At 71.0% G+C, this 25,197-nt stretch carries 25 protein-coding genes and 2 pseudogenes; 10 read left to right on the forward strand and 17 right to left on the reverse strand.

Annotated elements, in window-relative coordinates:
• The first annotated feature begins 14 nt into the window (after positions 1-14).
• Positions 15-941 (forward strand): aminoglycoside phosphotransferase family protein, encoded by a 927-nt coding sequence (locus OG574_RS42490; protein WP_326777577.1) that lies wholly within the window; start codon positions 15-17, stop codon positions 939-941.
• Between the two features lie 49 nt (positions 942-990).
• Here the strand turns inward: OG574_RS42490 and OG574_RS42495 are convergent, their stop codons facing one another.
• The gene (locus OG574_RS42495; protein ID WP_326777578.1) at positions 991-1,764 is read right to left on the reverse strand and encodes a hypothetical protein; all 774 of its coding nucleotides are present in this window, start codon (positions 1,762-1,764) and stop codon (positions 991-993) included.
• A 462-nt stretch (positions 1,765-2,226) separates the two neighbouring features.
• Positions 2,227-3,117 carry a glycoside hydrolase family 19 protein gene (locus OG574_RS42500; protein WP_326777579.1) on the reverse strand — a complete coding sequence of 297 codons (891 nt, stop codon included), beginning with the start codon at positions 3,115-3,117 and terminating at the stop codon, positions 2,227-2,229.
• 352 nt (positions 3,118-3,469) lie between these two features.
• On the opposite strand from OG574_RS42500, the pseudogene OG574_RS42505 reads away from it, so the two are divergent.
• Positions 3,470-3,889 (forward strand): annotated as a pseudogene (locus tag OG574_RS42505) (potassium-transporting ATPase subunit B); the annotation flags it as partial.
• A pseudogene (locus OG574_RS42510) lies at positions 3,890-4,065 on the forward strand (potassium-transporting ATPase subunit C).
• 91 nt (positions 4,066-4,156) lie between these two features.
• Here the strand turns inward: OG574_RS42510 and OG574_RS42515 are convergent.
• Positions 4,157-4,357: a hypothetical protein gene (locus OG574_RS42515; RefSeq protein ID WP_326777580.1), complete on the reverse strand. Its 201-nt coding sequence runs from the start codon at positions 4,355-4,357 to the stop codon at positions 4,157-4,159.
• 206 nt (positions 4,358-4,563) lie between these two features.
• On the opposite strand from OG574_RS42515, the gene OG574_RS42520 reads away from it, so the two are divergent.
• Together OG574_RS42520 and OG574_RS42525 are read left to right on the forward strand one after the other, a co-directional pair.
• Positions 4,564-5,529, forward strand: coding sequence for an aldo/keto reductase (locus tag OG574_RS42520; protein WP_326777581.1), 966 nt, complete (start codon positions 4,564-4,566; stop codon positions 5,527-5,529).
• Positions 5,530-5,597: 68 nt separating this feature from the next.
• Positions 5,598-6,242, forward strand: a complete 645-nt coding sequence (locus tag OG574_RS42525; RefSeq protein WP_326778786.1) for a formylglycine-generating enzyme family protein — start codon at positions 5,598-5,600, stop codon at positions 6,240-6,242.
• A gap of 54 nt (positions 6,243-6,296) precedes the next feature.
• Here the strand turns inward: OG574_RS42525 and OG574_RS42530 are convergent, their stop codons facing one another.
• The 5 genes from OG574_RS42530 to OG574_RS42545 form a co-directional block, all read right to left on the reverse strand.
• Positions 6,297-6,488 (reverse strand): CsbD family protein, encoded by a 192-nt coding sequence (locus tag OG574_RS42530; RefSeq protein ID WP_100594532.1) that lies wholly within the window; start codon positions 6,486-6,488, stop codon positions 6,297-6,299.
• A 157-nt stretch (positions 6,489-6,645) separates the two neighbouring features.
• Positions 6,646-7,134, reverse strand: a complete 489-nt coding sequence (locus OG574_RS52865; RefSeq protein ID WP_398377603.1) for a hypothetical protein — start codon at positions 7,132-7,134, stop codon at positions 6,646-6,648.
• 6 nt (positions 7,135-7,140) lie between these two features.
• The gene (locus tag OG574_RS42535) at positions 7,141-7,380 is read right to left on the reverse strand and encodes a hypothetical protein (RefSeq protein ID WP_326777582.1); all 240 of its coding nucleotides are present in this window, start codon (positions 7,378-7,380) and stop codon (positions 7,141-7,143) included.
• Between the two features lie 213 nt (positions 7,381-7,593).
• A complete protein-coding gene (locus OG574_RS42540; RefSeq protein ID WP_326777583.1) occupies positions 7,594-9,984 on the reverse strand; it encodes an excinuclease ABC subunit UvrA in 2,391 nt (796 codons plus the stop codon).
• A 162-nt stretch (positions 9,985-10,146) separates the two neighbouring features.
• Positions 10,147-10,497, reverse strand: a complete 351-nt coding sequence (locus OG574_RS42545; RefSeq protein ID WP_326777584.1) for a VOC family protein — start codon at positions 10,495-10,497, stop codon at positions 10,147-10,149.
• Positions 10,498-10,840: 343 nt separating this feature from the next.
• On the opposite strand from OG574_RS42545, the gene OG574_RS42550 reads away from it, so the two are divergent.
• Positions 10,841-13,012: an ATP-binding protein gene (locus OG574_RS42550; protein ID WP_326777585.1), complete on the forward strand. Its 2,172-nt coding sequence runs from the start codon at positions 10,841-10,843 to the stop codon at positions 13,010-13,012.
• Between the two features lie 18 nt (positions 13,013-13,030).
• Here the strand turns inward: OG574_RS42550 and OG574_RS42555 are convergent, their stop codons facing one another.
• The 3 genes from OG574_RS42555 to OG574_RS42565 all read right to left on the reverse strand — a co-directional run bounded on the left by OG574_RS42555 (position 13,031) and on the right by OG574_RS42565 (position 14,736).
• The gene (locus tag OG574_RS42555; protein WP_326777586.1) at positions 13,031-13,528 is read right to left on the reverse strand and encodes a nucleoside deaminase; all 498 of its coding nucleotides are present in this window, start codon (positions 13,526-13,528) and stop codon (positions 13,031-13,033) included.
• A 53-nt stretch (positions 13,529-13,581) separates the two neighbouring features.
• Positions 13,582-14,052, reverse strand: coding sequence for a cyanase (gene cynS / locus OG574_RS42560; RefSeq protein WP_326777587.1), 471 nt, complete (start codon positions 14,050-14,052; stop codon positions 13,582-13,584).
• An 84-nt stretch (positions 14,053-14,136) separates the two neighbouring features.
• On the reverse strand, positions 14,137-14,736 hold the full coding sequence (locus OG574_RS42565) for a carbonic anhydrase (RefSeq protein ID WP_326777588.1): 600 nt from the start codon (positions 14,734-14,736) through the stop codon (positions 14,137-14,139).
• A gap of 135 nt (positions 14,737-14,871) precedes the next feature.
• Between OG574_RS42565 and cynR the strand changes: the two genes are divergently transcribed.
• The 3 genes from cynR (at position 14,872) to OG574_RS42580 (ending at position 18,772) form a co-directional block, all read left to right on the forward strand.
• Positions 14,872-15,780 (forward strand): transcriptional regulator CynR, encoded by a 909-nt coding sequence (cynR, locus tag OG574_RS42570; RefSeq protein WP_326777589.1) that lies wholly within the window; start codon positions 14,872-14,874, stop codon positions 15,778-15,780.
• A gap of 402 nt (positions 15,781-16,182) precedes the next feature.
• Positions 16,183-17,097 carry an AurF N-oxygenase family protein gene (locus OG574_RS42575; protein ID WP_326777590.1) on the forward strand — a complete coding sequence of 305 codons (915 nt, stop codon included), beginning with the start codon at positions 16,183-16,185 and terminating at the stop codon, positions 17,095-17,097.
• 19 nt (positions 17,098-17,116) lie between these two features.
• Positions 17,117-18,772: an FAD-dependent oxidoreductase gene (locus tag OG574_RS42580; protein ID WP_326777591.1), complete on the forward strand. Its 1,656-nt coding sequence runs from the start codon at positions 17,117-17,119 to the stop codon at positions 18,770-18,772.
• Positions 18,773-18,819: 47 nt separating this feature from the next.
• On the opposite strand, the gene OG574_RS42585 is transcribed toward OG574_RS42580, so the two are convergent.
• On the reverse strand, positions 18,820-20,268 hold the full coding sequence (locus OG574_RS42585; protein WP_326777592.1) for a purine-cytosine permease family protein: 1,449 nt from the start codon (positions 20,266-20,268) through the stop codon (positions 18,820-18,822).
• A 70-nt stretch (positions 20,269-20,338) separates the two neighbouring features.
• On the opposite strand from OG574_RS42585, the gene OG574_RS42590 reads away from it, so the two are divergent.
• Positions 20,339-20,983, forward strand: coding sequence for a TetR family transcriptional regulator C-terminal domain-containing protein (locus tag OG574_RS42590; RefSeq protein WP_398377545.1), 645 nt, complete (start codon positions 20,339-20,341; stop codon positions 20,981-20,983).
• An 83-nt stretch (positions 20,984-21,066) separates the two neighbouring features.
• Here OG574_RS42590 and OG574_RS42595 read toward each other — a convergent pair whose 3' ends face one another.
• From OG574_RS42595 to OG574_RS42615, 5 genes are all read right to left on the reverse strand, one after another.
• The gene (locus tag OG574_RS42595) at positions 21,067-21,414 is read right to left on the reverse strand and encodes a hypothetical protein (RefSeq protein ID WP_326777594.1); all 348 of its coding nucleotides are present in this window, start codon (positions 21,412-21,414) and stop codon (positions 21,067-21,069) included.
• 142 nt (positions 21,415-21,556) lie between these two features.
• The gene (locus tag OG574_RS42600) at positions 21,557-21,880 is read right to left on the reverse strand and encodes a plasmid stabilization protein (RefSeq protein WP_326777595.1); all 324 of its coding nucleotides are present in this window, start codon (positions 21,878-21,880) and stop codon (positions 21,557-21,559) included.
• A gap of 36 nt (positions 21,881-21,916) precedes the next feature.
• Complete coding sequence (locus OG574_RS42605; RefSeq protein ID WP_326777596.1) at positions 21,917-22,312, reverse strand: hypothetical protein; 396 nt, start codon at positions 22,310-22,312, stop codon at positions 21,917-21,919.
• Between the two features lie 39 nt (positions 22,313-22,351).
• Positions 22,352-23,893, reverse strand: coding sequence for an FAD-dependent oxidoreductase (locus OG574_RS42610; RefSeq protein ID WP_326778787.1), 1,542 nt, complete (start codon positions 23,891-23,893; stop codon positions 22,352-22,354).
• Between the two features lie 357 nt (positions 23,894-24,250).
• Entirely contained in the window at positions 24,251-25,093 is an 843-nt protein-coding gene (locus OG574_RS42615) for a SigB/SigF/SigG family RNA polymerase sigma factor (protein WP_326777597.1), read from the reverse strand.
• Positions 25,094-25,197 lie beyond the last annotated feature (104 nt).

Consider the following 25,197-nt stretch of genomic DNA (forward strand, 5'->3'; position numbering starts at 1 on the left):
GTGATGATCCCTGAATGGCTTCGACTCCGAGTCCTTCCGACGGCCGTGCCGGAATCACCGCCGCACTCGTGGAACGTCTGATCGCCGCGCAGTTCCCCCAGTGGAGCGGCCTCCCCGTGACACCGGTGGAGGTCGACGGCTGGGACAACAGGACGTACCGCCTGGGTGACGCGATGACGGCCCGCCTGCCCACCGGCGCCGGCTACGTTCCCGCGGTCGCCAAGGAGAACGAGTGGCTGCCACGGCTCGCGCCGTCACTGCCCGTAGCCGTCCCGCCCGTCCTGGCCAAGGGCGAGCCCGGCGAGGGATACCCCTTCCCGTGGTCCGTACGCGGCTGGCTGGACGGAGAGACGGCGGCCCGCGGCCCCATCGACGACATGGCGCAGTTCGCGGTCTCGGTGGCCGAGTTCGTCCTCGCGCTGCAACGCTGCGACGGCGTCGGGGGACCGTCGGCCGGAAAACACAGCTGGTACCGGGGCGCGTCGCTCACCCATTACGACGACGAGACCCGGCGCTGCCTCGCGGCGCTCGACGGCCATGTCGACACATCCCGGGCGGCCGCCGTCTGGGAGGCCGCGCTCGCGGCGCGGTGGCAGGGGACGCCGGTGTGGTTCCACGGAGACATCGCCACGGGCAACCTGCTCGTCGCCGACGGCGAACTCACGGCCGTCATCGACTTCGGCACGTCGGGCGTCGGCGACCCCGCCTGCGATCTGGTGATCGCCTGGTGCACGTTCTCCGGAGACAGCCGCGAGGCCTTCCGCCGCACGGTCGCCCAGGACGCCGGCACATGGGCCCGAGCGCGCGGCTGGGCCCTGTGGAAGTCCCTGTTGGTCATGTCCCAGTCGCTCGGCACCGACCCGGAAAGCGCCGCGTCCCATCACCGCGTGATCGACGAAGTCCTGGCCGACCACGCCAGATTCGGCGGAGCAGGCAACTGACGGCCTGTACGAGGAGCGTGCGCTCAACTCGCTCAACAGGCCGGGCAGTTCACCACACGCCCCGATCCGGGGCCACGGCCTGCGGCGGCGTCGCCTTCGGGGAGAGGTTCTGGAGCTTGGACACGTCGACCGAGTCTTCCTTCGACGGAGTCGCGGTCGGTACGGGCCGGTTGTAGTCCGTGAGCGTCATCGTCGTGTTCAGGTCGCCGTTCTTCTGGGTGGCACGCACGAGCCGGTGCGGGTCCTTCGCGGTGATGAACAGGACGACGTCGCTGCCGTCGTTCCTGCCACTCACCGGCACGACGTCAGCGCCGTCCACCTTGATCTGCTTGCCCTTCGTCAGCTTCTCGGGGGGCGCACCGGTGGGGCCGCCGTTCAACTGGGCCTGGAACGCGTTCAAGTCGCATGTGTCGCCCAGGCTCTTGAGCAGGCCGTCGTTCGCATTGCCGTGCACATAGCGCCCTTTGAAGACCTGGGCCGCAAGCTCCCCCGCGCCGCCCTCGACCTGGGACTTCCAGAACGTGGTGTCGGGCTTCATCCACAACTCGTCGCCGCGTTTGACGAGTTCGACGGTGCCGCCATCGGCGCCGCCCGTGCCCATCTTCAGGGATCCGGTGCAGTTGCCGTCCTGGTCCAGGACGAGGTCCAGGACCGCGGGGGACCGGGCGTCGGCGGGTCCCGTGGAGTTGCTCCTCAGGAGCATATGGAGGGACTTCGCGTCGAGCAGTTCCTTCTTCGCGTCGTCCGCGAGCTGCTGCGCGCTCAGCTTCGACGCGTCGCCCCCGTCGTCCGCGAACGCCGGAACTCCCGCGAGAGCTGTCACGCACGCGACGGCAGCGCTCACCGGGATCAGTGCGGCCTTGCGATGCCTCGACACACACCACTGCATGGTGTCACCTCGCAGACGGGACGCTCGCTCGTGAACGCAATTAAATTGTACATTTCGGGCTGGTGGCCGTCGCGGCGGCAGTGCGCTGAGCCCCGAGGACGGGGCGGCGGGATCAGCGGGGTGGACGGGTTGGAGATCATCGCCGTCCTGGACGCCGAGGCGTTCGAGAGCCGGCTCGGGGGCACCGCGCTCGGCAGGAAGGTGCCCCAGGGGCCAGTGGTTCCGGGGGAACGTCGACAAGCTGCTCAACAGTGAACCCGGCCGGCCCAACTTCTCTTCCAGTCAGGTCACTTGATTCGGTCTCTGTCGCCCGGCCGCCCCGTGACGACTCCGCCGGGCGGACCTGGTGGATTCCAGGCCCGCCCGGCGGCGGGTCACGTCATGCGCGGTGGCGCGTCAGCAGCTCAGGTTGTCGCCCGGTGTGGTGCCCAGGATCTGGACGAACGCCTTGTACCGGTCGATGCGGCTCTGGACCTGGCCGGGGTTGCCGCCGTTGCACTCCAGGCTGCCGTTGATGGAGCGGATCGTCTCGCCGAAGCCGGCGCCGTTCACCATGGCGTTGTGCGGCGTCATGGTGCCGGGGCCGTTCTGCGTGTTCCAGTACCAAAGGCCCGTCTTCCAGGCCACGGCCGCGTCCTGCTCCACCAGGTACGGGTTGTGGAGAAGGTCGATGCCGAGCGCGTCGCCCGCGGCCTTGTAGTTGAAGTTCCAGCTGAGCTGGATCGGGCCGCGGCCGTAGTACGCGGCCGTGCCCGCCGGGCAGCCGTAGGACTGGCTGGTGTCGCAGTAGTGCGGGTAGTTGGCGGTGTTCTGCTCGACGATGTACACCAGACCGCCGGTCTCATGGCTGACGTTGGCCAGGAACGCCGCGGCCTCCTGGCGCTTGACCGTGTCGCTGCCGGTGTTCGCGAAGCCGGGGTAGGCGCTGAGCGCGGCGGTCAGTCCGCTGTACGTGTAGAACGGATTCCTGTTCGGGAACATCTGGTTGAACTGGGCCTCGCTGACGACGAAGCCGGACGGATCGGGGTCGCCGGGGTTCGTCCCGCCACCGCCGCATGCGCCCTGGTCCGCCCAGACGTCGGAGGTGCCGGGGGTCTCGTTCTGGGTCCACCACTTGGCGTTCCAGTTGTGCCCGTTGTACGAGGCCGATCCGCCGCCGGTGTAGACGGACGAGGAGTTCCAGGGTGCGGCGCACTCGGCCGCCGATGCCGTGGTGGCAGGGCCGATGACGACCACGGCACTGACCGCGGCCAGGGTGGCGACAAGACTCGTGACGCGTTTGATCATGCCAACGCTCCTTCGGCGCGGCGCGAGTTGGGGATCCCGGCGCCGCCATGGGGGGTGTCGGTCACTCAAGCGAACCTGGTCTGAACCTGTCAAGGTCTAGACCAAAAGCGACCGCCGCGGTGGCAGGGATTCGGCCTGGGCCTCGGCCGAGGAGCAGCCCGCACCGAAGGAGCGGGATGTTCGCGATACAGGCAAGCCCCTGGACCGCTCGACGAGCAGTCCAGGGGCTTCTGAACTGCGGGAACGCGGGCGTGCCGGGGTGGTCCACGTCGCCTTGGCGCGCAGACGCGTAGGGGATGCGTCAAGGCCGCGCACCCCGCCGTATGGGAGGCGTCAAGGGCGGGCGATTCCGGTCCTGAACGGGGGTGTCCTCGTCTGCCTCATCCCGACGACGATCGGCGCACTGCTCTCCGCGATCGGCATCGCGGGCATGGACCGCCTCGTCCAGCGCAACGTCCTCGCCACTCCGGCAGGGCGGTCGCGGCGGCAGGCGACGTATCGACCCGGCTGCTCGACAAGACGGGCACGATCACGCTCGGCAACCAGCAGGCCTCCAGTTCCGCCCGTCAAGGGCGTCACCGCGGCCGAACTCGCCCACGCCGCCCAGCTGTCCTCGCTGTCCGACGCGACCCCCGAGGGCCGCTCCATCGTGGTCCTCGCGAAGGAGAAGTGCGGGCTGCGCGAACGCCACCAGGTCGAGCCGGCCGGCGCCGAATGGATCGCCTTAACCGCCCAGACCGTCACGTCCTCCGGCTCCGGCCTCGACCCGGACATCTCCCCGGCGCACGCCGACCTCCAGGTCCACCGGATCGCGGAGCGGAACCACCTTCCGTGCAGCAGCTCGTGAAGGCTCACACCGACGGGCGGGTCGCCGGCTTCGTGGGCGAGCCCCGCGTGAACGTCCTCGAACTCAACATCGCGCTCAAGGACTTGGCCGCGAAGAGCTGATCGAGAACGGAACAAGGCTGATCGGGAACGGAACAAGACGGAAGCCGGCGGCTCGGGAAACTTTCCCCGTGCCGCCGGCTCCCGTTACGCGCTAGAGCGAGCCCTGCCCGCCGCTGTTGAGCGCTGGCGCCTGCGTCTGCTGCGTCGGCATGGCGCGCGGCAGCGGCGCCGGCATCACCCGTTCCAGATCCCGCAGGGTCTGTTCGGCTACGGCACGGACCTGGGCGGGGATGTCTCCTCGTTCCTGGATGAGCCGACTGTAGATCGGAGCTTCGTGCTGTGCGGCCCACACGTCGAGACTTCCCTCTTTCCTTGGCTGGCGATGCCCCCGGCACCGGAGGAATCAGCCAACGAGTCTACCGGTGACCTCTCCTGCGTAGGCAAAGTGTCCATATCGGGGGACGAGCGGCCCTGAGGAGGGTAGGGATCGTCGGAACGCTTCCGGGCGCTCCGACTTCGATGTGGTCCGGGAGAAGAAACACGACATGGAGGTTGAGAGTGCGCTACCGCGAGCTGGGCCGCAGCGGAATGTCCGTGTCCGAGATCGGCTACGGCGCCTGGGGCATCGGCGCGTCCGGGTGGGTGGGCGCCACCGAGGACGAGTCCGTACGCGCCCTGCACCGTGCCGTCGACCTCGGGGTGAACTTCATCGACACCGCCCGTGGCTACGGCGAGAGCGAGCGGATCGTGGGCCGGGTCGTGCGCGAGCGGACCGGCGACGAGGTACTGGTGGCGACCAAGGTCCCGCCGATGAACAGGATCTGGCCCGCGCCCGACGGCATCGACCCCGTCGAGGCGTTCCCCGGCGCCCACATACGCGAGAGCGTCGAGACCAGCCTGCGGGTCAGCGGCCTCGACCACTTCGACGTGGTGCAGTTCCACGTCTGGAGCGACGAGTGGGTGGGCCGGGGCGACTGGCTGCAGACGGTCGAGGAGCTGAAGAAGGAGGGGAAGATCCGCCTGTTCGGCGTCTCGATCAACGATCACCAGCCGGACAACGCCCTCGACCTCGTGCGCAGCGGCGCCGTCGACACCGTGCAGGTCATCTACAACATCTTCGACCAGGCACCCGCCGACGCGCTGCTGCCCGCCTGCGAAGAACACGGCGTCGGGGTCATCGTCCGCGTGGCGCTGGACGAGGGAGGGCTCACGGGGCGGATCACTGCCGGTGCGACGTTCCCCGAGGGCGACTTCCGGGCGCGCTACTTCCGTGACGACCGGCCGGCGCAGGTCGAGAGGAAGGTCGCCGCTATCGTCGCCGACCTGGGCATCGCGCCCGACGAGATCGCCGAGAACGCGCTGCGCTTCGTGCTGAGTTCGCCCGCAGTCTCCACCGTCATCCCCGGTATGCGCACCGTACGCAACGTCGAGCGCAACACTGCCCTCAGCGACGGACGGCCGCTGACCGCGGACCAACTCGCCGTGCTGGCCGGGCACCGCTGGCAGCGTAACTTCTACGGATGATCTCCACAGAGAGGCTTCACGAGGTGCACCCCGCGACCGACGCCGTGTTAGACACCGTCTCGAACGGGATGGTGCGCATCCCCGGTGGCACCGTCGGCCTACGGGACGACCGGCGCGGCACGCGCTGGACGGCGGACATCGCCCCCTTCCTGCTCGGCCGCCATCCCGTGACGGCGGATCTCCTCCGCTTCGCCACCGGAGCGGACCCGGCTCCCGCCACGAGCGATGCTTCGCCGGTGACGAACGTCAGCTGGCTCGACACGATCGACATCTGCAACGCCATCTCGGCGCGCTCCGGGCTGACACCCGCCTACACCCGCGACGCGGGCAGCGGTGAGGTGACCTGCGACTGGAACGCCGACGGCTACCGGCTGCCGACGGAGGCCGAGTGGCAGTACGCCTGCAAGGCGGGCACGGAGGGCTACCGGTACGGGGCGATCGACGACATCGCCTGGTACGCGGACAACTCCGGCGGCGGAGTCCGCGATGTCGGCGGCAAGGCCCCCAACGCGTGGGGGCTGCACGACATGCTGGGCAACGTCTGGGAGTGGTGCTGGGACCTGTACGACGAGGAGGTCTACGGCTCTTACCGCATTTTCCGCGGCGGTGGCTGGGCCGAGTCGGAGCGCGGCTGCGGGGCCTCGGTGCGGCGCCGCAGCCACCCGACGTTCGCGATCGACGACCTCGGGTTCCGGCTGGCCCGCACCGTGTGACAGCAGGGGAGGAGCCCCCGCGCAACACGCGCGGGGGCTCCTTTCAGGCTCTGGTCAGGAGCCGTCGCGGTGCAGGGAGTCCTGGACTCCGCGGGCGCGGTCGTGGGCGTCGCCCATTGTCTTCTTGGCCTGGCCCTTCGCCTGCTCGGCGCGGCCCGCAGCCTCCTTGCGGCGATCACCGGTCGCCTTGCCGGTCATCTCCTTGGCCTTGCCCTTGACCTTGTCCATGCCGCCCTTGTCAGCCATTACGACTCCTTTGTCTTGTACGGCTCTTGCTCGACCAACGTAGAACGGCGGCGCCGAAGCCGCGCGGCGGACGACTACGCTCCGTGAGAGTCGGCGCTGCTGGGCAGCTCAGGCCGGGGCGGGGTCCAGTCCGTTTGACGCAGAAGCGCGCGGACGGTCACGCGGGACGGTGCCAGGCGGAGAGCGGTTCGGCGAGGCCATCGCGGAGGTGTCGCGCTGGGACGTGCCGGCCGTGGACGAAGGGTCGGGCAGGCGCCGTTGGACCGGGTCGAGGACATCTCTGACGCCCCGGCCGCCCGCATCGACCCGGACGCCCCGGAGCCGCTCGTGCTCTACGGACACGGCATGGACACTCAGTCGGCGCTCGATCTGTCCCGTGGACTGATGACGGACGAGCCGTTGTCCGGCTCATCACAGAACTGGCCGCGCCTCGGACGGAGTTGGAGCCCTCGCGCGTGCCCGCCACGTGAACCGCGATGTCGGCGATGTCCCGCGCCGCCTGTTCCGGAGGCAGCGCGGGCGCGACGATGTGGCTGATGGTCATGCGGACGACGGCGTCGACCATGAGACGCCGACGCTCGTCGGGGATCGTCGGCCAGGCCTCCCCTACGCAGTCGGCGATCGGAGTGCAGGCACTGCCGAAGATCTGCTCCTAGCGCGTCGCGATGTGGGCGACAAGGACGCGGTCCTCGCCCACGTTGCTGGTGAGGATGGACGTCAGCGGGTTGTCCGCCGCGAGGCTCAGGGCGGTGCCGACCCCCGCCGCGGTGCCCCGTCCCAGGTCGTCCGGGTGCTTGCGCAGCTCGGCCGCGATGCCGAGAAGGAACTGGTCCGCCTCCCTCGACACGAATGACCGGACCACCGCGTGCAACGACCCGAAATGCTCGTGCACGACCGCCCGGGTCACACCCGCGGCAGGGGCGATGTGTGCGTCATCCGGAGCTTGGCCCAGCCGGACTCCGCCACCAACGCCTGGGCGGCGTCGAGCAGTTGATCCCGGATCGGCGAGGGGGACGTATCGGGAACGCGGTTCGTGCAGTCCTCTGGGTCGAATGAGCACCACTTACTGGCGTCCGGCCCAGGGACTGCCCGCCCTCGCCCCCGGTCAGCCGCCCACGTAGGCCGCGAGATGCTCGCCGGTGAGGGTGGAGCGGTCCGCGACGAGTTCGGCGGGGGTGCCCTCGAAGACGATCCGTCCGCCGTCGTGACCGGCGCCGGGGCCGAGGTCGATGATCCAGTCGGCGTGGGCCATGACCGCCTGGTGGTGCTCGATCACGATGACTGACTTGCCGGAGTCGACGAGCCGGTCGAGCAGCCCGAGCAGCTGCTCGACGTCGGCGAGGTGAAGGCCGGTCGTCGGCTCGTCGAGGACGTAGACCCCGCCCTTCTCGGCCATGTGCGTCGCCAGCTTGAGCCGCTGGCGCTCACCGCCGGACAGCGTGGTGAGCGGCTGCCCGAGGGTGAGGTAGCCGAGCCCGACGTCGGCCATCCGCTGAAGGATCTTCTGCGCGGCCGGTGTGCGCGCCTCGCCCGCGCCGAAGAACTGCTCGGCCTCGGCCACCGGCATCGCAAGCACCTCGCTGATGTCGCGCCCGCCGAAGTGGTAGTCGAGGACTGAGGCCTGGAACCGCTTGCCCTCGCAGTCGTCGCAGGTGGAGGCGACACCGGCCATCATCGCCAGGTCGGTGTAGATGACGCCCGCGCCGTTGCAGGTGGGGCAGGCGCCCTCGGAGTTCGCGCTGAACAGCGCCGGCTTCACACCGTTGGCCTTGGCGAACGCCTTGCGGATCGGGTCGAGCAGTCCGGTGTACGTCGCCGGGTTGCTGCGCCGCGAGCCGCGGATCGCGGCCTGGTCGACCGTGACCACCCCGTCCTGCCCGGCCACCGAGCCGTGGATCAGGGAGCTCTTGCCCGAACCCGCGACGCCGGTGACGACGGTCAGTACGCCGAGCGGGATGTCGACGTGGACGTCCTGGAGGTTGTTGGTGCCCGCGCCGCGCACCCCCAGCTTCCCCGTGGGCGTCCGTACGGTCGGCTTCAGGGAAGCGCGGTCGTCCAGGTGCTGCCCGGTGAGGGTGTCGCTGGCGCGGAGCCCCTCGACCGTGCCCTCGAACACCACTTCGCCGCCCTCGGTGCCCGCGCGCGGGCCGAGGTCGACGACGTGGTCGGCGATCGCGATCGCCTCCGGCTTGTGCTCGACGACCAGCACCGTGTTGCCCTTGTCCCGCAGCCGCAGCAGCAGGTCGTTCATCCGCTGGATGTCGTGCGGGTGCAGCCCGATCGTCGGCTCGTCGAAGACGTACGTGACATCGGTCAGGGACGACCCGAGGTGGCGGATCATCTTGACGCGCTGCGCCTCACCGCCGGAGAGCGTGCCCGCCGGGCGGTCGAGGCCGAGGTAGCCGAGCCCGATCTCCACGAACGAGTCGAGGGTGTCCCCGAGCGCCTTCAGCAGCGGCGCCACCGACGGCTCCTTCAGGGCCCGCACCCACTCGGCGAGGTCGCTGATCTGCATCGAGCAGGCGTCGGCGATGCTGATCTTCTTGATCTTCGACGACCGGGCCGCCTCGCTCAGCCGCGTGCCGCCGCAGTCCGGGCAGGACGTGAACGTCATCGCCCGCTCCACGAAGGCGCGGATGTGCGGCTGCAGCGAGTCGATGTCCTTCGACAGCATCGACTTCTGGATCTTCGGGATCAGGCCCTCGTACGTCAGGTTGATGCCGTCGACCTTGATCTTGGTCGGCTCCCGGTGGAGCAGATCGTGCAGTTCCTTCTTGGTGAACTTACGGATCGGCTTGTCCGGGTCGAAGAAGCCGCAGCCGCGGTAGATACGGCCGTACCAGCCCTCGACGCTGTAGCCGGGGACGGTGAGCGCGCCCTCGTTGAGCGACTTGCTGTCGTCGAACAGCGCCGTCAGGTCGAAGTCGGTGACCGAACCCCGGCCCTCGCAGCGCGGACACATGCCGCCGACGATGCTGAAGCTGCGCCGCTCCTTCACCTTCTCGCCGCCGCGCTCGATGGTGACCGCACCCGCGCCGCTGATCGACGCGACATTGAAGGAGAACGCCTTCGCCGAGCCGATGTGCGGCTTCCCGAGCCGGCTGAAGAGAATGCGCAGCATCGCGTTGGCGTCGGTGGCCGTGCCGACCGTGGAGCGGGCGTCGCCGCCCATCCGCTCCTGGCCGACGATGATCGCGGTCGTCAGACCGTCGAGTACGTCGACCTCGGGCCTGGCCAGCGTCGGCATGAAGCCCTGCACGAACGTGCTGTACGTCTCGTTGATCATCCGCTGCGACTCGGCGGCGATCGTGCCGAAGACCAGCGAACTCTTGCCCGAGCCGGAGACACCGGTGAACACCGTCAGCCGGCGCTTCGGGAGCTCGACGCTGACGTCCTTGAGGTTGTTCACGCGCGCACCGTGCACGCGGATCAGGTCGTGGCTGTCGGCAGCGTGCAGCGCAGCTGACTGCGCCTGCGTCCCCTTGGCCATGCTCATCGTGTCTCCATCTGTTGCGCGGGACCGCCCTCGCGGACCCCGTCGGCGTCGCCGCTCGATCTAACCAGCTCCGAGCCGTCCGCCTGGTCCTCTTCTGCTTCTGAGCTCCTGAGCTCCTGGCTTCTGAGCTTCTGCCCGGCGTCCGGCAGGCCGGGCCGCCCGTCAACGGTCCTGGAGCAGCCCGAGGACGTTCCCGTCGGGGTCGGTGAACGTGGCCACGAGGCGGCCGCCGCCGACGTCGTGTGCCGCCTCCTTCACCACGGCACCCGCGGCCGTGACCTCGGCCAGCTTGGCCGCGATGTCCGGTACGTGCCAGTACGTCACCGGCGAGGTCATGCCCCCGCCGCCCGGCACGAGCCCGATGTGCTGGCCCTCGACGTCGAAGCCGACGTAGTAGGGCGCGTCGGCCGTCGGCTCCGCGCCGAGCAGGGCGACGTACACGGCCTTGGCCTTCTCCAGGTCGGAGACAGGGTGCAGCACGGTCTTGATTCCCTGAGTGGAAGAGCTGGACATGATCACTCCTGAAGGTGGTGGATGTGGCGGCCGTCGTCTGGTTCCAGGACGGCGGGAGAGCTGCCGTGAGGGGCGCTGTCCACGGAGTTCAGGCTAGGCGCGGCTCATGAGCGGCGCTTCTCCAAAACTGCTCACTTTCGGTGGCCCTCCGCCCCTCCGTGGAGTCGGGCACGGGTTCGACCGTTCCGCGCGACGAGTGGACCGTCGTCCGGTGACGACACCATGGGGCCGCTCAGGCGTTGGGGTTGCCGTGGAGCGGGTGCAGTGACGGTTCTGCACAGGGCGGGCGCGGGCTACGGACGGCGGTGACTGCCGACGGACGAGGGGCAGGAATGTGCGGAGCATGGCGGATGTGTGGACACGCAAGGGCGGCGACAGCGCGCCGTCGGCGGAGGGCCGCGGCCACGTGCCCGGTCCTCTGGTGGGCCGGGAGGTGGAGTCGCAGGCCCTGCGCACCCTCCTGGAGAACCATCGGCTGGTGACGGTGGCCGGCGAGGTCGGCGTGGGCAAGAGCCGACTCGCGGCGGAGGCGGTCGCCGGCTTCGGTGCGCGGGGGGCGGTGGAGCGTGTCCTCGGCGTGGGCGAGGGCCGGGTTGGCGTGGAGGCGGTCGCCGATGTCGGTGCGCGGGGGGCGGTGGAGCGCGTCCTCGGAGTGGGCAAGGGCCGGCTCGCCTCGGACGCCGTCGCCGGCGTCGGTGCGCAGGGGACCCGGCCGCGCGTCATGGTCGTCCGCTGGCCGGGGGGCGGGCAGGACGCCGGGTCCGGTGGTGCCGGGCCGGAGGCGCCCGCCTCGCTGACGGCGGCCGTCTTGGAGGCGGCGGGTGGGATCCACGGGCGACGCCGCGCGGCCGGTGCCGGTGCCGGTGCCGGAGCCCTCGCCGAGCGGCTGCGCGCCGCTGACGTGCTGCTCCTCCTCGACGACGTCGATCCGGTCCATGCCGAGTGCGTGGGCATGGTGCAGACACTGCTGGAGTTCGTACCGTCGCTGCGCGTGCTCGTGACCGCGCGCCGGCCCCTCGGGCTGGGCGGCGAGGCCGTGCTGCGTCTCACGCCGCTCAGCGCCGAGCCCGCGGACGACGACCGGGCCGCGCCTGCCGTGGAGCTGTTCCTGGAGCGGTTCCTGGCGCGGGCGGGCGCCGCCTTCGACTCCGGCGATGCGGAGCCGAATGCGGTGGCAGACATCTGCCGATACGTGGGCGGCCTTCCGCTCGCGGTCGAATTGGCCGCGGAGCAGGCCGCCAGGAGCAGTGTGGGGGAGGTCGCGGCCCGGCTCGAGGAACACCAGTGCTGGCTGAGCGCACCGGACATGGCCGCACCTCGGCACCGGTCGCTGCGGGACGCCGTCGCCGCGGCCTACGTGCTGTGCGACCGCGATGAGCGGATCGTGTGGGCCCGCGCCAGCATTCTGGCCGGAGACTTCGACGAGTCGACGGCTGCGTTCGTCTGCGCCGGCGGCGGCCTGGCCCAGGCCCGGGTGCCCGCGTGCCTGACCCGCCTCGCCGCGATCGGCGTCCTGACTCCGGTCCGCGACCCCGGCGGCATCCGCGAACCGCGCTACCGGATGGCCCCCGCCGCCCACGACTTCGGCGGCGAACGGCTGCGTGAGGCAAGGGAGTTCGAGGTCGCCGCCGAGCGCCGCGCGATCCACTTCCACCGGGTGGCCGCCCTCGCGGAGAGTCTGTGGAGCCTCGGCAGCCAGCCACAGGCCGTACGGCTCGTCCTTGACGAGGCCGAAGGGCTCAGGGCGATGCTGGAGTACGCGCCCCGGCAGCCCGAACTCGCGGCGGCGGCCCTGGAGTCCGTACTGAACCTGTGGTTCTGGTGGGCGGTCTACGACGCAGCCGACGAGGGGCGCCGACATCTGCTGCGGCTGCTCCCGATGTGCCGCTCGGACACCCTCCTGATCGCGCGCGGCCTGTGCCTCGCGGCCTGGCTCACGGCGTACGACGACCCTTGCGGAGCGAACGAGCTGCTCCAGCACGCGTGGCCCGCCGCCGTCCTGGCGGGGGACGACGCGACGATCGGCCGGATCGCGCACGTACAGGGCACGCTGGCGCTCCACGGGGGCGACCTCGACCGGGCCGCCGAGCAGTTCCAGGAGGCGGCAGGCACGATCCCGCCGCACGCCCCCGGCGGACTGCCGCCCGCAGTGAGCCTGGCCGCTCTCGCCGTGACGCAGGCGGAGCGGTCGCCACGGGCGGCGCGCCGGAGCGCCCGCCGCGCCCTCAGCCAGCCCGGCATCAGCGGCGACGCCTGGGCGTGCCTCGTCGCCCGCCACGCCCAGGCGTTCGTCGACCACAGCGACGGCCGCACCGGCAGGGCCCGGCAGCGCGCACACCGCGCGCTCGCCGCCCTGGACGGCCGGCTGCCGGCACCGCACGGCTGCGCCGCGCTGCGGGATCTGATCACCGACATCGACCGGGGGAGCCGCAGCGGCCTGCCGACGGTGCCTGTGCCACGGGGGTGTACGGCGGTGGCGCTTCCTGCACAGGCCGGGAGCGGCATCCTGGGCTGAGTCGGCGGCGGGACCGCGTCAGGCCGTCGGCGCGCCGGGGACGCGGCGGCTGCCGCCGTTGCGCTCCTGCCACAGCCGGTACACGTCGACGGCGTTGTCCCGCGGCTCGTGGCGCATGGGCAGGCGCCGCTCGGTGTAGTCCTTGGCGAACTCACCGTAGAAGGTGTCGAGTTCGAAGTACTTGCGGTCGTCGACGTAGTGCGGCTCGTAGGCGTCGCGGGTGGTGAGGAAGACGACCTCGTCGGGGGAGCAGTAGTACAGCGAACCCAGGCACATCGGGCAGGGGTGGGCGAGTACGTAGATGGTGGCGCCGACCAGGTGCTCGGTGCCGAGCTTGCGGCAGGCGTCGCGGATGGCGAGGATCTCCGCGTGCGCGGTGGGGTCGGAGGTCTGGGCCACCCTGTTGGGGCTCTCGGCGAGGATCTCGCCGTCCCTGACAATGAGGGTGGCGAAGGGGCGTCCGCCCTCTTCGACGTTCTGGCGGGCGAGGTCGATGGTGCGCTGGGCGAAGTCCATGGGGGTCCTCCGGGGATGGCGTGACCGGCTGCGGTATCTGTGCTGACGAAGACTCAGAAAGGCTTTGTGGGCAGGTACTTGCCGTCGAGGGTGATGACGGCGCGCTCGCCGCCCTCGGGGTCGGCGACCTTCTTCACATCGAGCTTGAAGTTGATCGCGCTGATGATGCCGTCGCCGAACTGCTCGTGGACGAGCGCCTTGAGGGTGGTGCCGTAGACCTGGAGCATCTCGTAGAAGCGGTAGATGGTCGGGTCGGTCGGAATGCCGCCGGGGATCGAGCCGCGCGTCGGGATGGTCTGCAGCAGCAGGGCCGCGTCCTCGTCCAGGCCGAGGAGTTCCGCGACGGCCTCGGCGGACGTCTGCGGCAGGGCGTGCTGGCCGAGCACGGCGGCGGTGACGAAGGCCGGCGACAGCCCGGCGGCGTCGGCGATCTGCTGCCAGGTCAGGTCCTTACGGGTCTTGGCGGCGACGGCGGCGACGGCGAGGGTCTCGCGGGCGGTGGGGTCGAACTGGGCGTGCGGCATGGGGGATTCCTCTTTCGGGGTGCGGGGTGCGGGATTCCGGGTTCGGGATTCGGGTTCTGTGTTCTTCGGTTCTGGTCGGCGCGGTCAGGCCGCGATCGCGGTGGCGCCGACCGGTTCGACGGCTCCGGTGGCGATGTCGAACACCCAGCCGTGCAGCGTGAGCGTTCCGTCGGCCAGGCCGCGGGCCACGGAGGGGTGGGTGGCCAGGTTCTGCAGTTGTGCGGACACGTTGGCCCGCACCAGGGCGGCGACCCTGTCGGGACCCGACGCGGCCGGGACGGCGGCGGCCCGGGCCCGCGCGGCGTCCGCGTGCCGCAGCCACCCGGAGACGACCGGCGCCGCGCTCAGGTCGTGCCCCTCGGCCAGGGCGGTCATGGCCCCACAGGCGGAGTGGCCGCACACGACGATGTCGCTCACGTGCAGCACGGCGACGGCGTACTCGATGCTCGCCGCGACGCCGTCGGGGTCCGAGGAGTAGGCCGGGACCAGGTTGCCCGCGGTGCGGACGACGAACAGCTCGCCGGGTTCGCTCTGTGTGATCAGTTCGGGGACCACGCGGGCGTCCGAGCAGCCGATGAAGAGCGTCGTCGGGCGGTGGGTCGTGGCCAGGTGGGCGAAGAGCCCCGCCTTTGCGGGAAAGACGTCGCGGCGAAAGCGCGCGAGACCGTCCGAGAGATCGTGCATGGGTCACTCCCTTCGATGACTGCCGGCCCGTCGGGCTGACGAAATCCACCATGCATGACCAGCTGCTATAGCGTCCAAGACGCGCTGGCCATGACTGCTATCGATGACATCTATTTCTCCGCCTATAGTCGGGGTATGGGTCCCGAACTTCGTCATCTCCGCTATCTGATCGCGGTGGCCGAGCACGGCAACTTCACCCGTGCCGCCGAGGAGCTGCGCATCTCCCAGCCGACCCTGTCCCAGCAGATCAAACAGATGGAACGAGTCGTCGGCGCCCAGCTGCTGGACCGCAGCGGCCGTACGGTGCGCCCCACCGACGCCGGCGAGGGCTACGTGTTCTACGCGAAGCGTGTACTGCGGGACCTCGCGGCCGCCGACCGCGCCGTTGTCGACGTCGCGGACCTCTCGCGGGGCCACCTCCGTCTCGCCATGACGCCCACGTTCACCGTCTACCTCATCGGCCCGCTCGTGGACACGCTCCGCAGCCGTCATCCCGGAATCACCGTCGACGTACGGGAAATGACGCAGGATCACATCGAGGCGAGCCTGCTCGCCGACGAACTCGACCTCGGGATCGCCTTCGAGGGGGCGCATCAGGCGGGTATCGCCGCCACAGCGCTGTTCACCGAACACCTGAGCCTCGTCGTGAGTGCCGACGGGGATGGGCTCCGGGGCGGCCGACCGCTGCCCGTACGCGAACTTGCTGACCGCCAACTAGCCCTGCTCAGCGGTGATTTCGCGACCCGGGGTCACATCGACGACTATCTCGCGGCGTACCGCGTCGATCCGACGGTCGTCGTCGAGGCCAACAGCATCCTGGCGCTGACCGAGATCGTGCGCCGCTCACGCCTGCTCGCCACGGTGCTCCCCGACGCCATCGCCGAAGATCATCCGCACCTTCGGCCCGTCCCTCTCGACCCACCCCTGCCCACCCGCACCGCCGTGCTCCTGCGCAGGGGGAGTGCCTACGAGAGCGCGGCCGCGCGCGCGTTCGCCCGTCTCGCGCGCGACCTGGTCAAGGACCGCGGCTACCGGCAGGCCTGACCGCGCCGAGGCGTCGGCGGAGGCGTGTGCGGGCTGCCGCCCGCTACTTACCCGGGGGTAGGCCAACGCACGTCCCTTGTTATACGGTCCGTCTAACAAGCGGGCGGGTGGCCTCTGCAGAGCCCCCGTCCACCTGTGCTGACCTGGTGTCTCCGCGCAGCCTGCGGAGCCGGCAGGCGGCGCCCCGCCGACGGCCACGGCAGGGCGACGGAGTGGCGGTCCGTGGCCCCGTGCGTGTGCCCGCACGGTGGCCTCCGTGATCAGCCCCGCGTACCCCCGGGTGTACTCACGGCCGGCGACGGAGACGGCAGCGCACCGACAGGGAGCGCACCGACAGGGAGCGCACCGACAGACAACGCACACCGACAGACAACGCACACGTCTGATCCAAGGAGCCGCAGCATGGCAAGCAGCACTGTTCGGCCGGAATCGCATGAACTCCACGACGAGCGCGGCGTCTCGCAGCGACTGCTGGAATCGGCGGCCGTGCTGGCGTACGACCCGGCGACCGAAGTGGACTGGGAGACGCCGCTGGACAAGGACTTCCACGGCGCCAGCCCGGAGTGGAGCACGCTCTACGGCACCGCCTACTGGGCGGAGCTGACCGAGGAACAGCGCAAGGAACTGACCCGGCAGGAAGCCGCTTCGGTGGCGAGCACCGGCATCTGGTTCGAGATGATCCTTCAGCAGATGGTGCTGCGGGACATGTACGCCAAGGACCCGACGAAGGCTGACTTCCAGTGGGCCCTCACCGAGGTCGCCGAGGAGTGCCGCCACTCGATCATGTTCGCCCGCGGCGCGCAGAAGCTGGGGGCGCCTGCCTACCGGCCGCACCGGTTCGTCATCGAACTCGGCCGCGTGTTCAAGACGCTCGCCTTCGGGGAGGCGGCGTACGCCGCGATCCTGGTCGCCGAGGAAGTCCTCGACGTCATGCAGCGCGACTGGATGCGCGACGAGCGGGTCGTGCCGTTCGTCCGCACGATCAACAACATCCATGTCGTCGAGGAGTCTCGGCACATGAAGTTCGCCCGCGACCAGACGCGCAAGCGCCTCGCCGGTGCGGGCCGGCTGCGCCGCCACATCAACGCCTTCCTGGTCGCGACCGCGTCCTACTTCATCGTGACGAGCATGGTCCGCCGGCAGGTCTACGAGAGCGCAGGGCTCGACGTGCGGCGCGCCGTGGCCGAGGCCGGGGCCAACGAGCACCACAAGTCCATGATGCGTGCGAGCTGCTCGGGCCTCATGGAGTTCCTGGCCTCCGCACGGCTGCTCACCAGGCCGGCGCTGGCGTTCTACAAGCGTGCCAACCTCATCTGAACCGACGTGAGTTGACGACATGACGTACGCCATCACCCAGACCTGCTGCAGTGACGCGACCTGTGTCGCCGTGTGCCCGGTCAACTGCATTCACCCCACCCCCGAGGAGCGGGCGTTCGGCAGCACGGAGATGCTGCACATCGACCCGGTGTCCTGCATCGACTGCGGCGCGTGCGCCGACGCCTGCCCGGTCGACGCGATCTTCCCGGTGGACCGTCTCGCTCCGGAGCAGACGGAGTACGCCGCGATCAACGCCGTGTACTTCGAAGGCAGGCATACGGATGCGGGCACGGACGCGGTCGAGGACGGCCCCAACTTCCACGCCTGGGGCAGCCCTTCGTTCCCGCGTGTCCTGCCGTCCGACCTCGCGCCGCTCAGGATCGCCGTCGTCGGCACCGGACCGGCCGGGATGTACGCGGTGCAGGACCTGCTGCTGCACACCAACGCGGAGGTGACCCTCATCGACCGGCTGCCGGTGGCCGGCGGCCTCGTGCGTTACGGCGTGGCACCGGACCACCCGGCCACCAAGAAGGTCGGCGAGACCTTCGCCAGGTTCCACACCCATCACCGGGTACGGATGCACCTGGGCCTCGAAGTGGGTGACGACGTCACCGCGCAGGAGCTGGCCGAGCACCACGACGCGGTCATCTACGCCGTCGGGGCCGCCGCCGACCGCCGGCTGTCCGTCCCCGGCGAGGACCTCACCGGCAGCATCTCGGCCCGCACCTTCGTCGCCTGGTACAACGCCCATCCGGACGTGGCGCACGAAGCGATCGACCTCTCCGCCGAACGCGTCGTGGTCGTCGGCAACGGCAACGTCGCCCTCGACGTCGCCCGCATCCTCCTCGCCGACCCGGACACCCTCGCCCGCACCGACATCGCCGACCACGCGCTGAAGGCGCTGCGCGCAAGCTCCGTACGCGAAGTGGTCCTGCTCGGACGCCGTGGCCCCGAGGATGCCGCGTACACCACGCCGGAGCTGCTGGCGCTCAAGCACGTGCCGGGCCTGCAACTGCTCGTCGACGACCATGATCCCCGTATCGCCGCGGCCATCGACGAAGCCGGTCCGAACGACAGGACCGCTGTCCTGAAGGGCGTTCCCCGCGGCGGCTTCGACGGGGACGTGGCACCGCCGCCCGGGCGCCGCATCGTCCTGCGCTTCCACAGCTCGCCCGTCGAGCTGCTCGGATCGGAACAGATCGAAGCCGTGCGCACCGAAGGGGCGTCGGGGGAGCGGGTGATCGCGGCCGGGATGGTGCTGCGCGCGATCGGCTACCGCGGAGGCCCGCTCGCCGGCCTCCCCTTCGACGAGGCCACCGGCACCGTTCCGCACGAGGGCGGACGCGTCACCGGCATGCCCGGAACGTACGTCGTGGGCTGGATCAAGCGCGGCCCCAGCGGCGGAATCGGCGCCAACCGCACCTGCGCCGCCGAGACGGTCGCCACGCTGCTGGCCGACGCCGTCTCCGGCGCGCTGCCGACGCCACCGCACGCGCCCAAGGCCTTCCACCGGCTGGCCAGGCGCCGCAACCGGCGCGTCCTCGACGCGAAGGGCCTCGCGGCGATCGAACGGGCCGAGGCCGCGCGGGGCCGCGAGGCCGGCCGGCCACGGGTCAAACTGGCCACGGTCGACGAGCTGGTGGCGAGCGCGAGGCGCCGGCGCGTGTTCCGGTGAGGTGAACCGGGGGCCCGGCGCGGCCATTGGCGGCGCCGGGCCGGGATCTATCCGGAGGTAGGTGTCGGGCCGCCCGCGGCGGGACGGCGCGAGCGCATCATGGCGACGTAGACGGCCGCGGAGACCAGGATCCCGATCGGCAGGGAGAGGTCCGTGCCGCCCGCCGCCCGGGCGATCGGCCCGGTGTACATCGGCGTGTTGACGCACTGGGACGCGACCGCGGTGGCGACCACCAGGGCGGTCACGCCGGCCCAGTTGACCCCGCCCGAGTACCAGAACGCGCTGCCTCGGGACTCGTCGGTCAGTTCCCTCCCGTCGTAGCGGTTGCGGCGCCACAGGATGTCGGTGGCGTAGATCGCGATGCTCGGGCCCATCAGCGCCACCATGAGTTCGAGCATGTTGTTCACGGTGTCGAGGAAGTTGGAGACGAGCAGCGCGTACAGCGTCAGCGCCACGCCGAGGGCCCCGTCGAGGGCGACGCTGCGGGACCTGCGGATCCGGACGCCTATCGACTGCAGGGCGAGGCCGGAACTGTAGGCGGTCATGGCGTTGTTGCAGATCGCGCCGAGGATGACGGCCAGCAGGAAGGCCGGCTTGAACCAGCTCGGCAGGATGCCCTCGAGAGCGGTCTGCGGGTCGGACATGTCGAGCGCGGTGCCTGCCAGGGCGCCGAGTGAGGTGAACAGGACGCAGGGCACGTAGGCGCCGAGGGTGGTCCAGCCGGCGATCGCTGTGGGCGAAGTGGTGCGGGGCAGGTAGCGGGCGAAGTCGGCGCTGTTGCTGTACGAGAGCGGCGCGGAGGCGACGAGCGTGATGCCGCCTATCACCACGGACCACAACTCCGTGCCGTGGAGCGGGTGTGGGGGCGCGTAGCCCCAGTCGACGTGGCCGAGCACGTAGCCGGCCAGGACGACGAAGACCGCGGTCAGGGCCAGGGTGAACGGCAGGTAGAGCTTCACGATGGTGGCGTGGCCGTAGACGCTGATGGCGAGCGTCGCCGCGGCCAGCACCACGATGACGACGACCTTGACGCCCGTCGTGAGCTCGAAGCCGGCCTTGTCGACGAGGCTGAACGCGGAGAGCGAGGCCGCGGCCCAGCTGAGGGCCAGATAGCAGACGGACACGAACCAGCCGGTCAGGGCGATGTTCGCCCGGTTGCCCCGGACGCCGAACATCGCGCGCGTGATCACCTGGCTCGGGGTGCCGGCCGCGGGACCGCTCACGGCGACAAGGCCGACCAGCACCCAGCACAGGTTGCCCGCCGCGATCACGCCCAGCGCCTGCCAGAGGCCGAGGCCCATGAGGATGAGGGCGCCGCCGACCACGAGGCTGAGATAGCTGACGTTGGGGGCCGCCCACACGGCGAACAGCTCGCGGGCGCGTCCGTGCCGCTCGGCGTCCGGGATGAAGTCGATGCCGTGCGCCTCCACACGCCCGGCCCGGTCGGCGGGGGGTGTGACGGCTTGCGTCGTGGGGTCTGGGATCGTGGGAGCCATGCAGTCCTCCGAACAGGCGAGCACGGGAGCCGACTTGTCTATTGGTCAGGAATCCAATAGTGGGCAGGGGGTGCCGTCAAGCACTCCGCCGAAACGCGTGCGGAAGAATCCCGAGGCCCGCCGCGCCGAGATCGTGGCCGCCGCGGCGGCGATCGCCCTCGCGGAGGGCCTCGAATGCATCACGATGCGCCGGGTCGCGGACGAACTCGCGGTGCGCCCCGGCCTGATCAGCCACTACTTCCCGGTCGCGGAGGACCTCGTCGCCGAGGCCTTCGGCGTGGCGGCGACGACCGAGCTGGACGAACTGATTCCCGCCGACCGGCCCGAGGGCGAGGCGCTGGAGGACCTGGCCCGCTTCTTCCTCCTGACCACGGGGGACCGCTTCGACGGCATGAGCCGGCTATGGCTCAACGCCAGACACCTGAGCCGCTACCGGGACAGGCTGTGCGACCGCGTGGGCCACCAGGAGGCCCAGTGGCGCGAACGTCTGACCCAGCTCATCCGCGACGGCGTAGCGGCCGGGTTCTTCCGTACCGAGGACCCCGAGGTGACCGCCATCCAGATCCTCGTGGTCCTGGACGGCCTCGGCGTCCACGCCAACACGGAACGCACCAACCGCCCTCCAGCGGTGACGGCCATGGCGATCACGACCGCGGAACGCGAACTCGCCGTCCCTGCCGGGACGCTCGCCGAACTGATGGCGGCCCAGCGCTAGTTGAACCCGGACACCCCCGACGCCCTGAGCGCCCAGTGCGCCGGGCCGGTCAGCCCCGGCGTGACCCCACGCAGCGGGTGGGGTCACTGGGGGGCGATGGCCAGGCCGAGGCCGGTCCGGGCCATCGTCAGTGCGCCGTCCAGTACCGCCTCGTCCCCGGCCGAGCCGGAGACCTCCTCGGCGAACTGCCGGCTGCGCGGCATGCCTTGGGCGCCCAGCACCCCGATCGCCGGGTTAATGGCGGGCAGGGCGTGCGTGAGGTCGCCCATGTCGGTGAAACCGTCCGTACCCACCGGCGACGGGCCCGGCTCCGGGACCTCCCGGCCGGTCGCCCGCAGGTTGCGGGCGTAGGCGGCCATCAGTGACGGGCCGTGGCACAGGTGCAGGTGGTCGGGCTGGACGCGGTGCACCTCGGAGACCCCATCCGTCACGGTCCGGGCGTCCTGCGGTGCACCGGCACTCCTCGGCGTGGCCGTCGCCCGCCGCGTCGGCCGTCCGCAGAGCCGGGCCGGGCGGGTGCTCGCCCCGGAGGCGGCCGTCGCCACCGCGGAGTGAGCCCGGCCCGGGCGGAGCTCAGTCGCCGAGGGCCTTCTTGAGCTCCGCCTTGTCCATGGACGACCGCCCGTGGATGTTGCGCCGCTGCGCCTCCGCGTACAGCTGGTCGTACGTGGGGCCTCCGGCGCCGGAGTGCGACCGCTGCCCGCCACGCTTGCCGGACGACATGTCCTGCGTCGAACTCCTGCTTGCCGTACGGGACTCACCGGCCCGGGCGCGCTCCTTGTTGACGGTGCGGGCGGCGATCTCCTCGGCCCGCTTCCTGCTCTCTCCCCGCTCCTCGGCGCTCTCCTTGATGTGCTCGTACTGGCGCTCCCGCTTGGCGTTCGACCCTCGGGGCACGGCGGCCTCCTCCTGAGTGACCGGGGATGTGCGTGGTCACGGGTTGGTGAGGTGGAGCTGGACCTCGACCTCCTGGTCGCCGGCGACGGTGCCGACCTTCTCGACGGCGAAGGCCGCGTCCAGGGTCCGGCAGAGGCGTTCCACCGCCACGGGGCAGCCCTGGAGGTCGGCCGTGACCGTTCCGGCAAGGGCTACGCCGGAGACCTCGGCGGGGGCGTGCTCCACGAGGAAGTTGCCCGTCCACGCGGCGGGGCGCGGCCCCTCGTTGCCGTGGGGGACGGCCTCGCCGCGGTCGGAGTCGAAGTGGTCGCCCAGGAGGTGGAAGACCGCGTCGGCGTCCGGCGCGGAGCAGCCGCCGAGCACGACCTCCACCAGGTCCCGGGACGAGGGGGCCTCCGCGGGGAAGGCTGTCGAAGCTGATGTTCCGTTCACGTCGTTCTCCGTATCTCTCGGTGGAAACGGGTGGTCCTGTCACGGCCCACTCGGGCCTCCTTCCCCGTCATCCGGCGCAAGCGATGTAACCGGCAGCTCCACCGGTGCCAGTGGCCACATGGCCGGCCCCTGAAGCACCGATCCGTCCGTGGCGAAGCGCGAGCCATGGCACGGGCACTCCCACGTCGTCTCCGCCGCGTTGAACGCCACGATGCAGCCCAGATGTGTACAGCGCGCCGAGACCGCCCGGACCGTGCCGTCCTCGGCGCGGTAGACGGCGCACCGGTGTCCGTCGACGCGCACCACCGCGCCCGATCCCGGCGGGATCTCGGTGACGGAGTCGACATGGGCGGTGTGCAGCCGGTCGCGGACGAAGTGCCGGGCGACGTCGGCCTGTTGCCGCAGCAGAGCGGGCGCTTCCCGCACCGCGCTCCACAGGCGGCGAGGGTCGTACAACCCGGCCCAGGGCGGCTCGTCGCCGGTGATCAGCCCGCTCAGCAGCTGCCCGGCGAGGACGCCGCTGCTCATGCCCCACCCGCCGAAGCCCGTCGCCACATACGCGTGCCGGGCCCCGGGATGCAGCGGGCCGATCATGGGAATCCCGTCGCCGGAGTCGTTGTCCTGGGCTGCCCAGTGGTACGCGGTGTCCTCCACGGCGAAGTGCTCGCGCATCCACGAGTCGAGCCGGGCGAAGGACGCCGCCGCGTCGCCCGTACCCGGTGTGAAACTCTCCCCGGTCACGATGAGCAGCCGCCGCCTGTCGGCGCCGTACGGCGCGGTGCGCACCGAACGCCTGCCCTCGTCCTCGGTGATGAACATGCCGAGCGGGCCGGGGTCGGAGGCGAGCGGCGCGGCGACGACGAGTTCCCGGCGTGGCTGGAGGCGGGCGAACAGGAACGCGCGGTCGAAGATCGGGTAATGGGTGGTGACGACGACGGCGTGCGCGGTCACCGTGTGCTGCGCCTCGGTGGTCACCGTGCACGGGATGCCGCCGAGCATCTCGGTCACCCGGGACCGCTCGAAGATCACGCAGCCCTGGGCGACCAGATCCTCGGCCAGGCCCAGCAGGTACTTGCGGGGGTGGAACTGCGCCTGGTCGTCCACCCGGACCGCGCCCGCGACGGCGAAGGGCAGACCGGTGTCCTCGGTGTACCGCGCGGGGAGACCGGCCTCGCGGGCGGCCTCGGCCTCGGCGCGCAGTACCCCCGTGCCCTCCTGGCGGACCGAGTAGGTGAAGGCCGGGGCGCGCTCCAGATCGCAGTCGATGGCCACACCGGCACAGATCTCGGCCACGCGCTCCACCGCGCCCTGCTGCGACATGGCGTACAGCCGGGCGGCCTCCTCGCCGTGCGTGCGGCTCAGGCGGTCGTACACGAGGGTGTGCAGCGCGGACACCTTCGCCGTGGTGTAGCCGGTGACTCCGGCGGCGATGCGGTCGGCCTCGAGGACGGCGACGGTCCGGCCCGCGCGCGTCAGCTCCCAGGCGGTGCTGAGCCCGGCGATTCCACCGCCGACCACCGCGACATCGACCTCGACGTCCTCGTTGAGAGACGGGTAGGCGGTCGTGCCGCTGGTGTGCATCCAGTACGACTCGCCCCGCCCGGGCAGTTCCAGTCTCGGCGCCACGGTCAGGCCTCCTTCCCGTCACCCGCGATCGGGGTCCCGCGCCGTGCCCCGTAGACCCCCGCCCCCCTCAGACATGGTGACCGCGATACCGGTGAGGCGCTCGTCGAGTGGGGAGGGCGTCGGAAGGCGGGCACGAGGACTCGCGGAGGGGAGACGCTGTGTCCTCGCGCCCTACGGCCGTCGCCCAAGTCATCCCGGCGGCGGCCGCTCCCCGCCGGCTGCCACCCTTGCTCCCGAAGGGGCCGGGGGCAGGGGGCGGAGCTCAGCCCCTGATCCCAGTGTCCTCCCGCCGGCCGGGCAGAGCGGCTGGTGTCAGGCGGCCGTCACGCCGTCGGCCGCCCCGTACTCCCGGCCCGCCTCCGCGCGTACCCGAGCGCAGCTGAGGTGGATGAGGCGGGAGACGTGCATCTGCGAGATGCCGAACTTCTCGGCGATGCGGGCCTGCGTCATGCCCTCGAAGAAGCGCAGGTAGAGGATGGCGCGCTCGCGCTCGGGAAGGTGGCTCAGCCCCGTCTTGGCGGCTTCGCGGTCGGTGATGAGGTCGTACGCGGTGTCGGGTGCGCCGAGCGCGTCGGCGAGGCTCTGTCCGTCGTGGCCGGACGGGGAGAGCTCTGCGTCGAGGGACAGCGCGCTGTAGCTCTCGATCGCCTTGAGCCCGTCGAGGACCTCCGCCTCGGTCAGCCCCGCGTGCGCGGCGATGGCGCCGACGCCGGGTTCTGGGCTGCCGGGCCGGTCGATGAGGTCGCGGCGGGCCGCGCGGACCTTGTTGCGCAGGTCCTGCACGCGGCGGGGCACGTGCACGTCCCACATCCGGTCGCGGAAGTGCCGGCGCAGTTCGCCGGTGATGGTGGGCACGGCGTAGCACTGGAAGGGGCCGCGCTCGGGCCGGTAGTGGTTGATCGCCTTGACCAGTCCCATGGCCGCGACCTGCTCCAGGTCCTCCGTGCTCTCGCCCTTGTTGCGGTAGCGGCGGGCGATGCGGTGCGCCATGGGCAGCCATGCCTCGACGAGCTCCTCGCACAGCAGGTCCCGCTCGGGGCCCTCGGCGAGACCGGCCATGCGCGCGAAAGCCGCCGTTGTGTCGGGGGAGTCGTCATGGGCGTGGCGGGAGGTGCGACGGCGGTGGGCGGGGCCCGCAGTGATGTCAGTGAGCATCGGGATTCGCTCCTCAACGGTGTGCCGGCGCGGGCCGCGGGAACGGTCCAAACGAGGCCCAGCAGTGCCTCCGGTCCGAAGCATCGACATGCGACTGCACTTCG

Source organism: Streptomyces sp. NBC_01445, assembly GCF_035918235.1.
In the GTDB taxonomy this organism is placed as follows: domain Bacteria; phylum Actinomycetota; class Actinomycetes; order Streptomycetales; family Streptomycetaceae; genus Streptomyces.

Excerpts from the sequence above, each read along its gene's own strand:
- OG574_RS42610 (WP_326778787.1), bottom strand. The coding sequence starts at position 23,893 with ATGCACACCAGCGGCACGACCGCCTACCCGTCTCTCAACGAGGACGTC.
- OG574_RS42540 (WP_326777583.1), bottom strand. The coding sequence starts at position 9,984 with ATGAGCATGGCCAAGGGGACGCAGGCGCAGTCAGCTGCGCTGCACGCT.
- OG574_RS42550 (WP_326777585.1), top strand. The coding sequence starts at position 10,841 with ATGGCGGATGTGTGGACACGCAAGGGCGGCGACAGCGCGCCGTCGGCG.
- OG574_RS42490 (WP_326777577.1), top strand. The coding sequence starts at position 15 with ATGGCTTCGACTCCGAGTCCTTCCGACGGCCGTGCCGGAATCACCGCC.
- OG574_RS42565 (WP_326777588.1), bottom strand. The coding sequence starts at position 14,736 with ATGCACGATCTCTCGGACGGTCTCGCGCGCTTTCGCCGCGACGTCTTT.
- OG574_RS42580 (WP_326777591.1), top strand. The coding sequence starts at position 17,117 with ATGACGTACGCCATCACCCAGACCTGCTGCAGTGACGCGACCTGTGTC.
- cynS (WP_326777587.1), bottom strand. The coding sequence starts at position 14,052 with ATGCCGCACGCCCAGTTCGACCCCACCGCCCGCGAGACCCTCGCCGTC.
- OG574_RS42545 (WP_326777584.1), bottom strand. The coding sequence starts at position 10,497 with ATGTCCAGCTCTTCCACTCAGGGAATCAAGACCGTGCTGCACCCTGTC.
- OG574_RS42500 (WP_326777579.1), bottom strand. The coding sequence starts at position 3,117 with ATGATCAAACGCGTCACGAGTCTTGTCGCCACCCTGGCCGCGGTCAGT.
- OG574_RS42555 (WP_326777586.1), bottom strand. The coding sequence starts at position 13,528 with ATGGACTTCGCCCAGCGCACCATCGACCTCGCCCGCCAGAACGTCGAA.
- cynR (WP_326777589.1), top strand. The coding sequence starts at position 14,872 with ATGGGTCCCGAACTTCGTCATCTCCGCTATCTGATCGCGGTGGCCGAG.
- OG574_RS42585 (WP_326777592.1), bottom strand. The coding sequence starts at position 20,268 with ATGGCTCCCACGATCCCAGACCCCACGACGCAAGCCGTCACACCCCCC.
- OG574_RS42525 (WP_326778786.1), top strand. The coding sequence starts at position 5,598 with ATGGTGCGCATCCCCGGTGGCACCGTCGGCCTACGGGACGACCGGCGC.
- OG574_RS42615 (WP_326777597.1), bottom strand. The coding sequence starts at position 25,093 with ATGCTCACTGACATCACTGCGGGCCCCGCCCACCGCCGTCGCACCTCC.
- OG574_RS42575 (WP_326777590.1), top strand. The coding sequence starts at position 16,183 with ATGGCAAGCAGCACTGTTCGGCCGGAATCGCATGAACTCCACGACGAG.
- OG574_RS42530 (WP_100594532.1), bottom strand. The coding sequence starts at position 6,488 with ATGGCTGACAAGGGCGGCATGGACAAGGTCAAGGGCAAGGCCAAGGAG.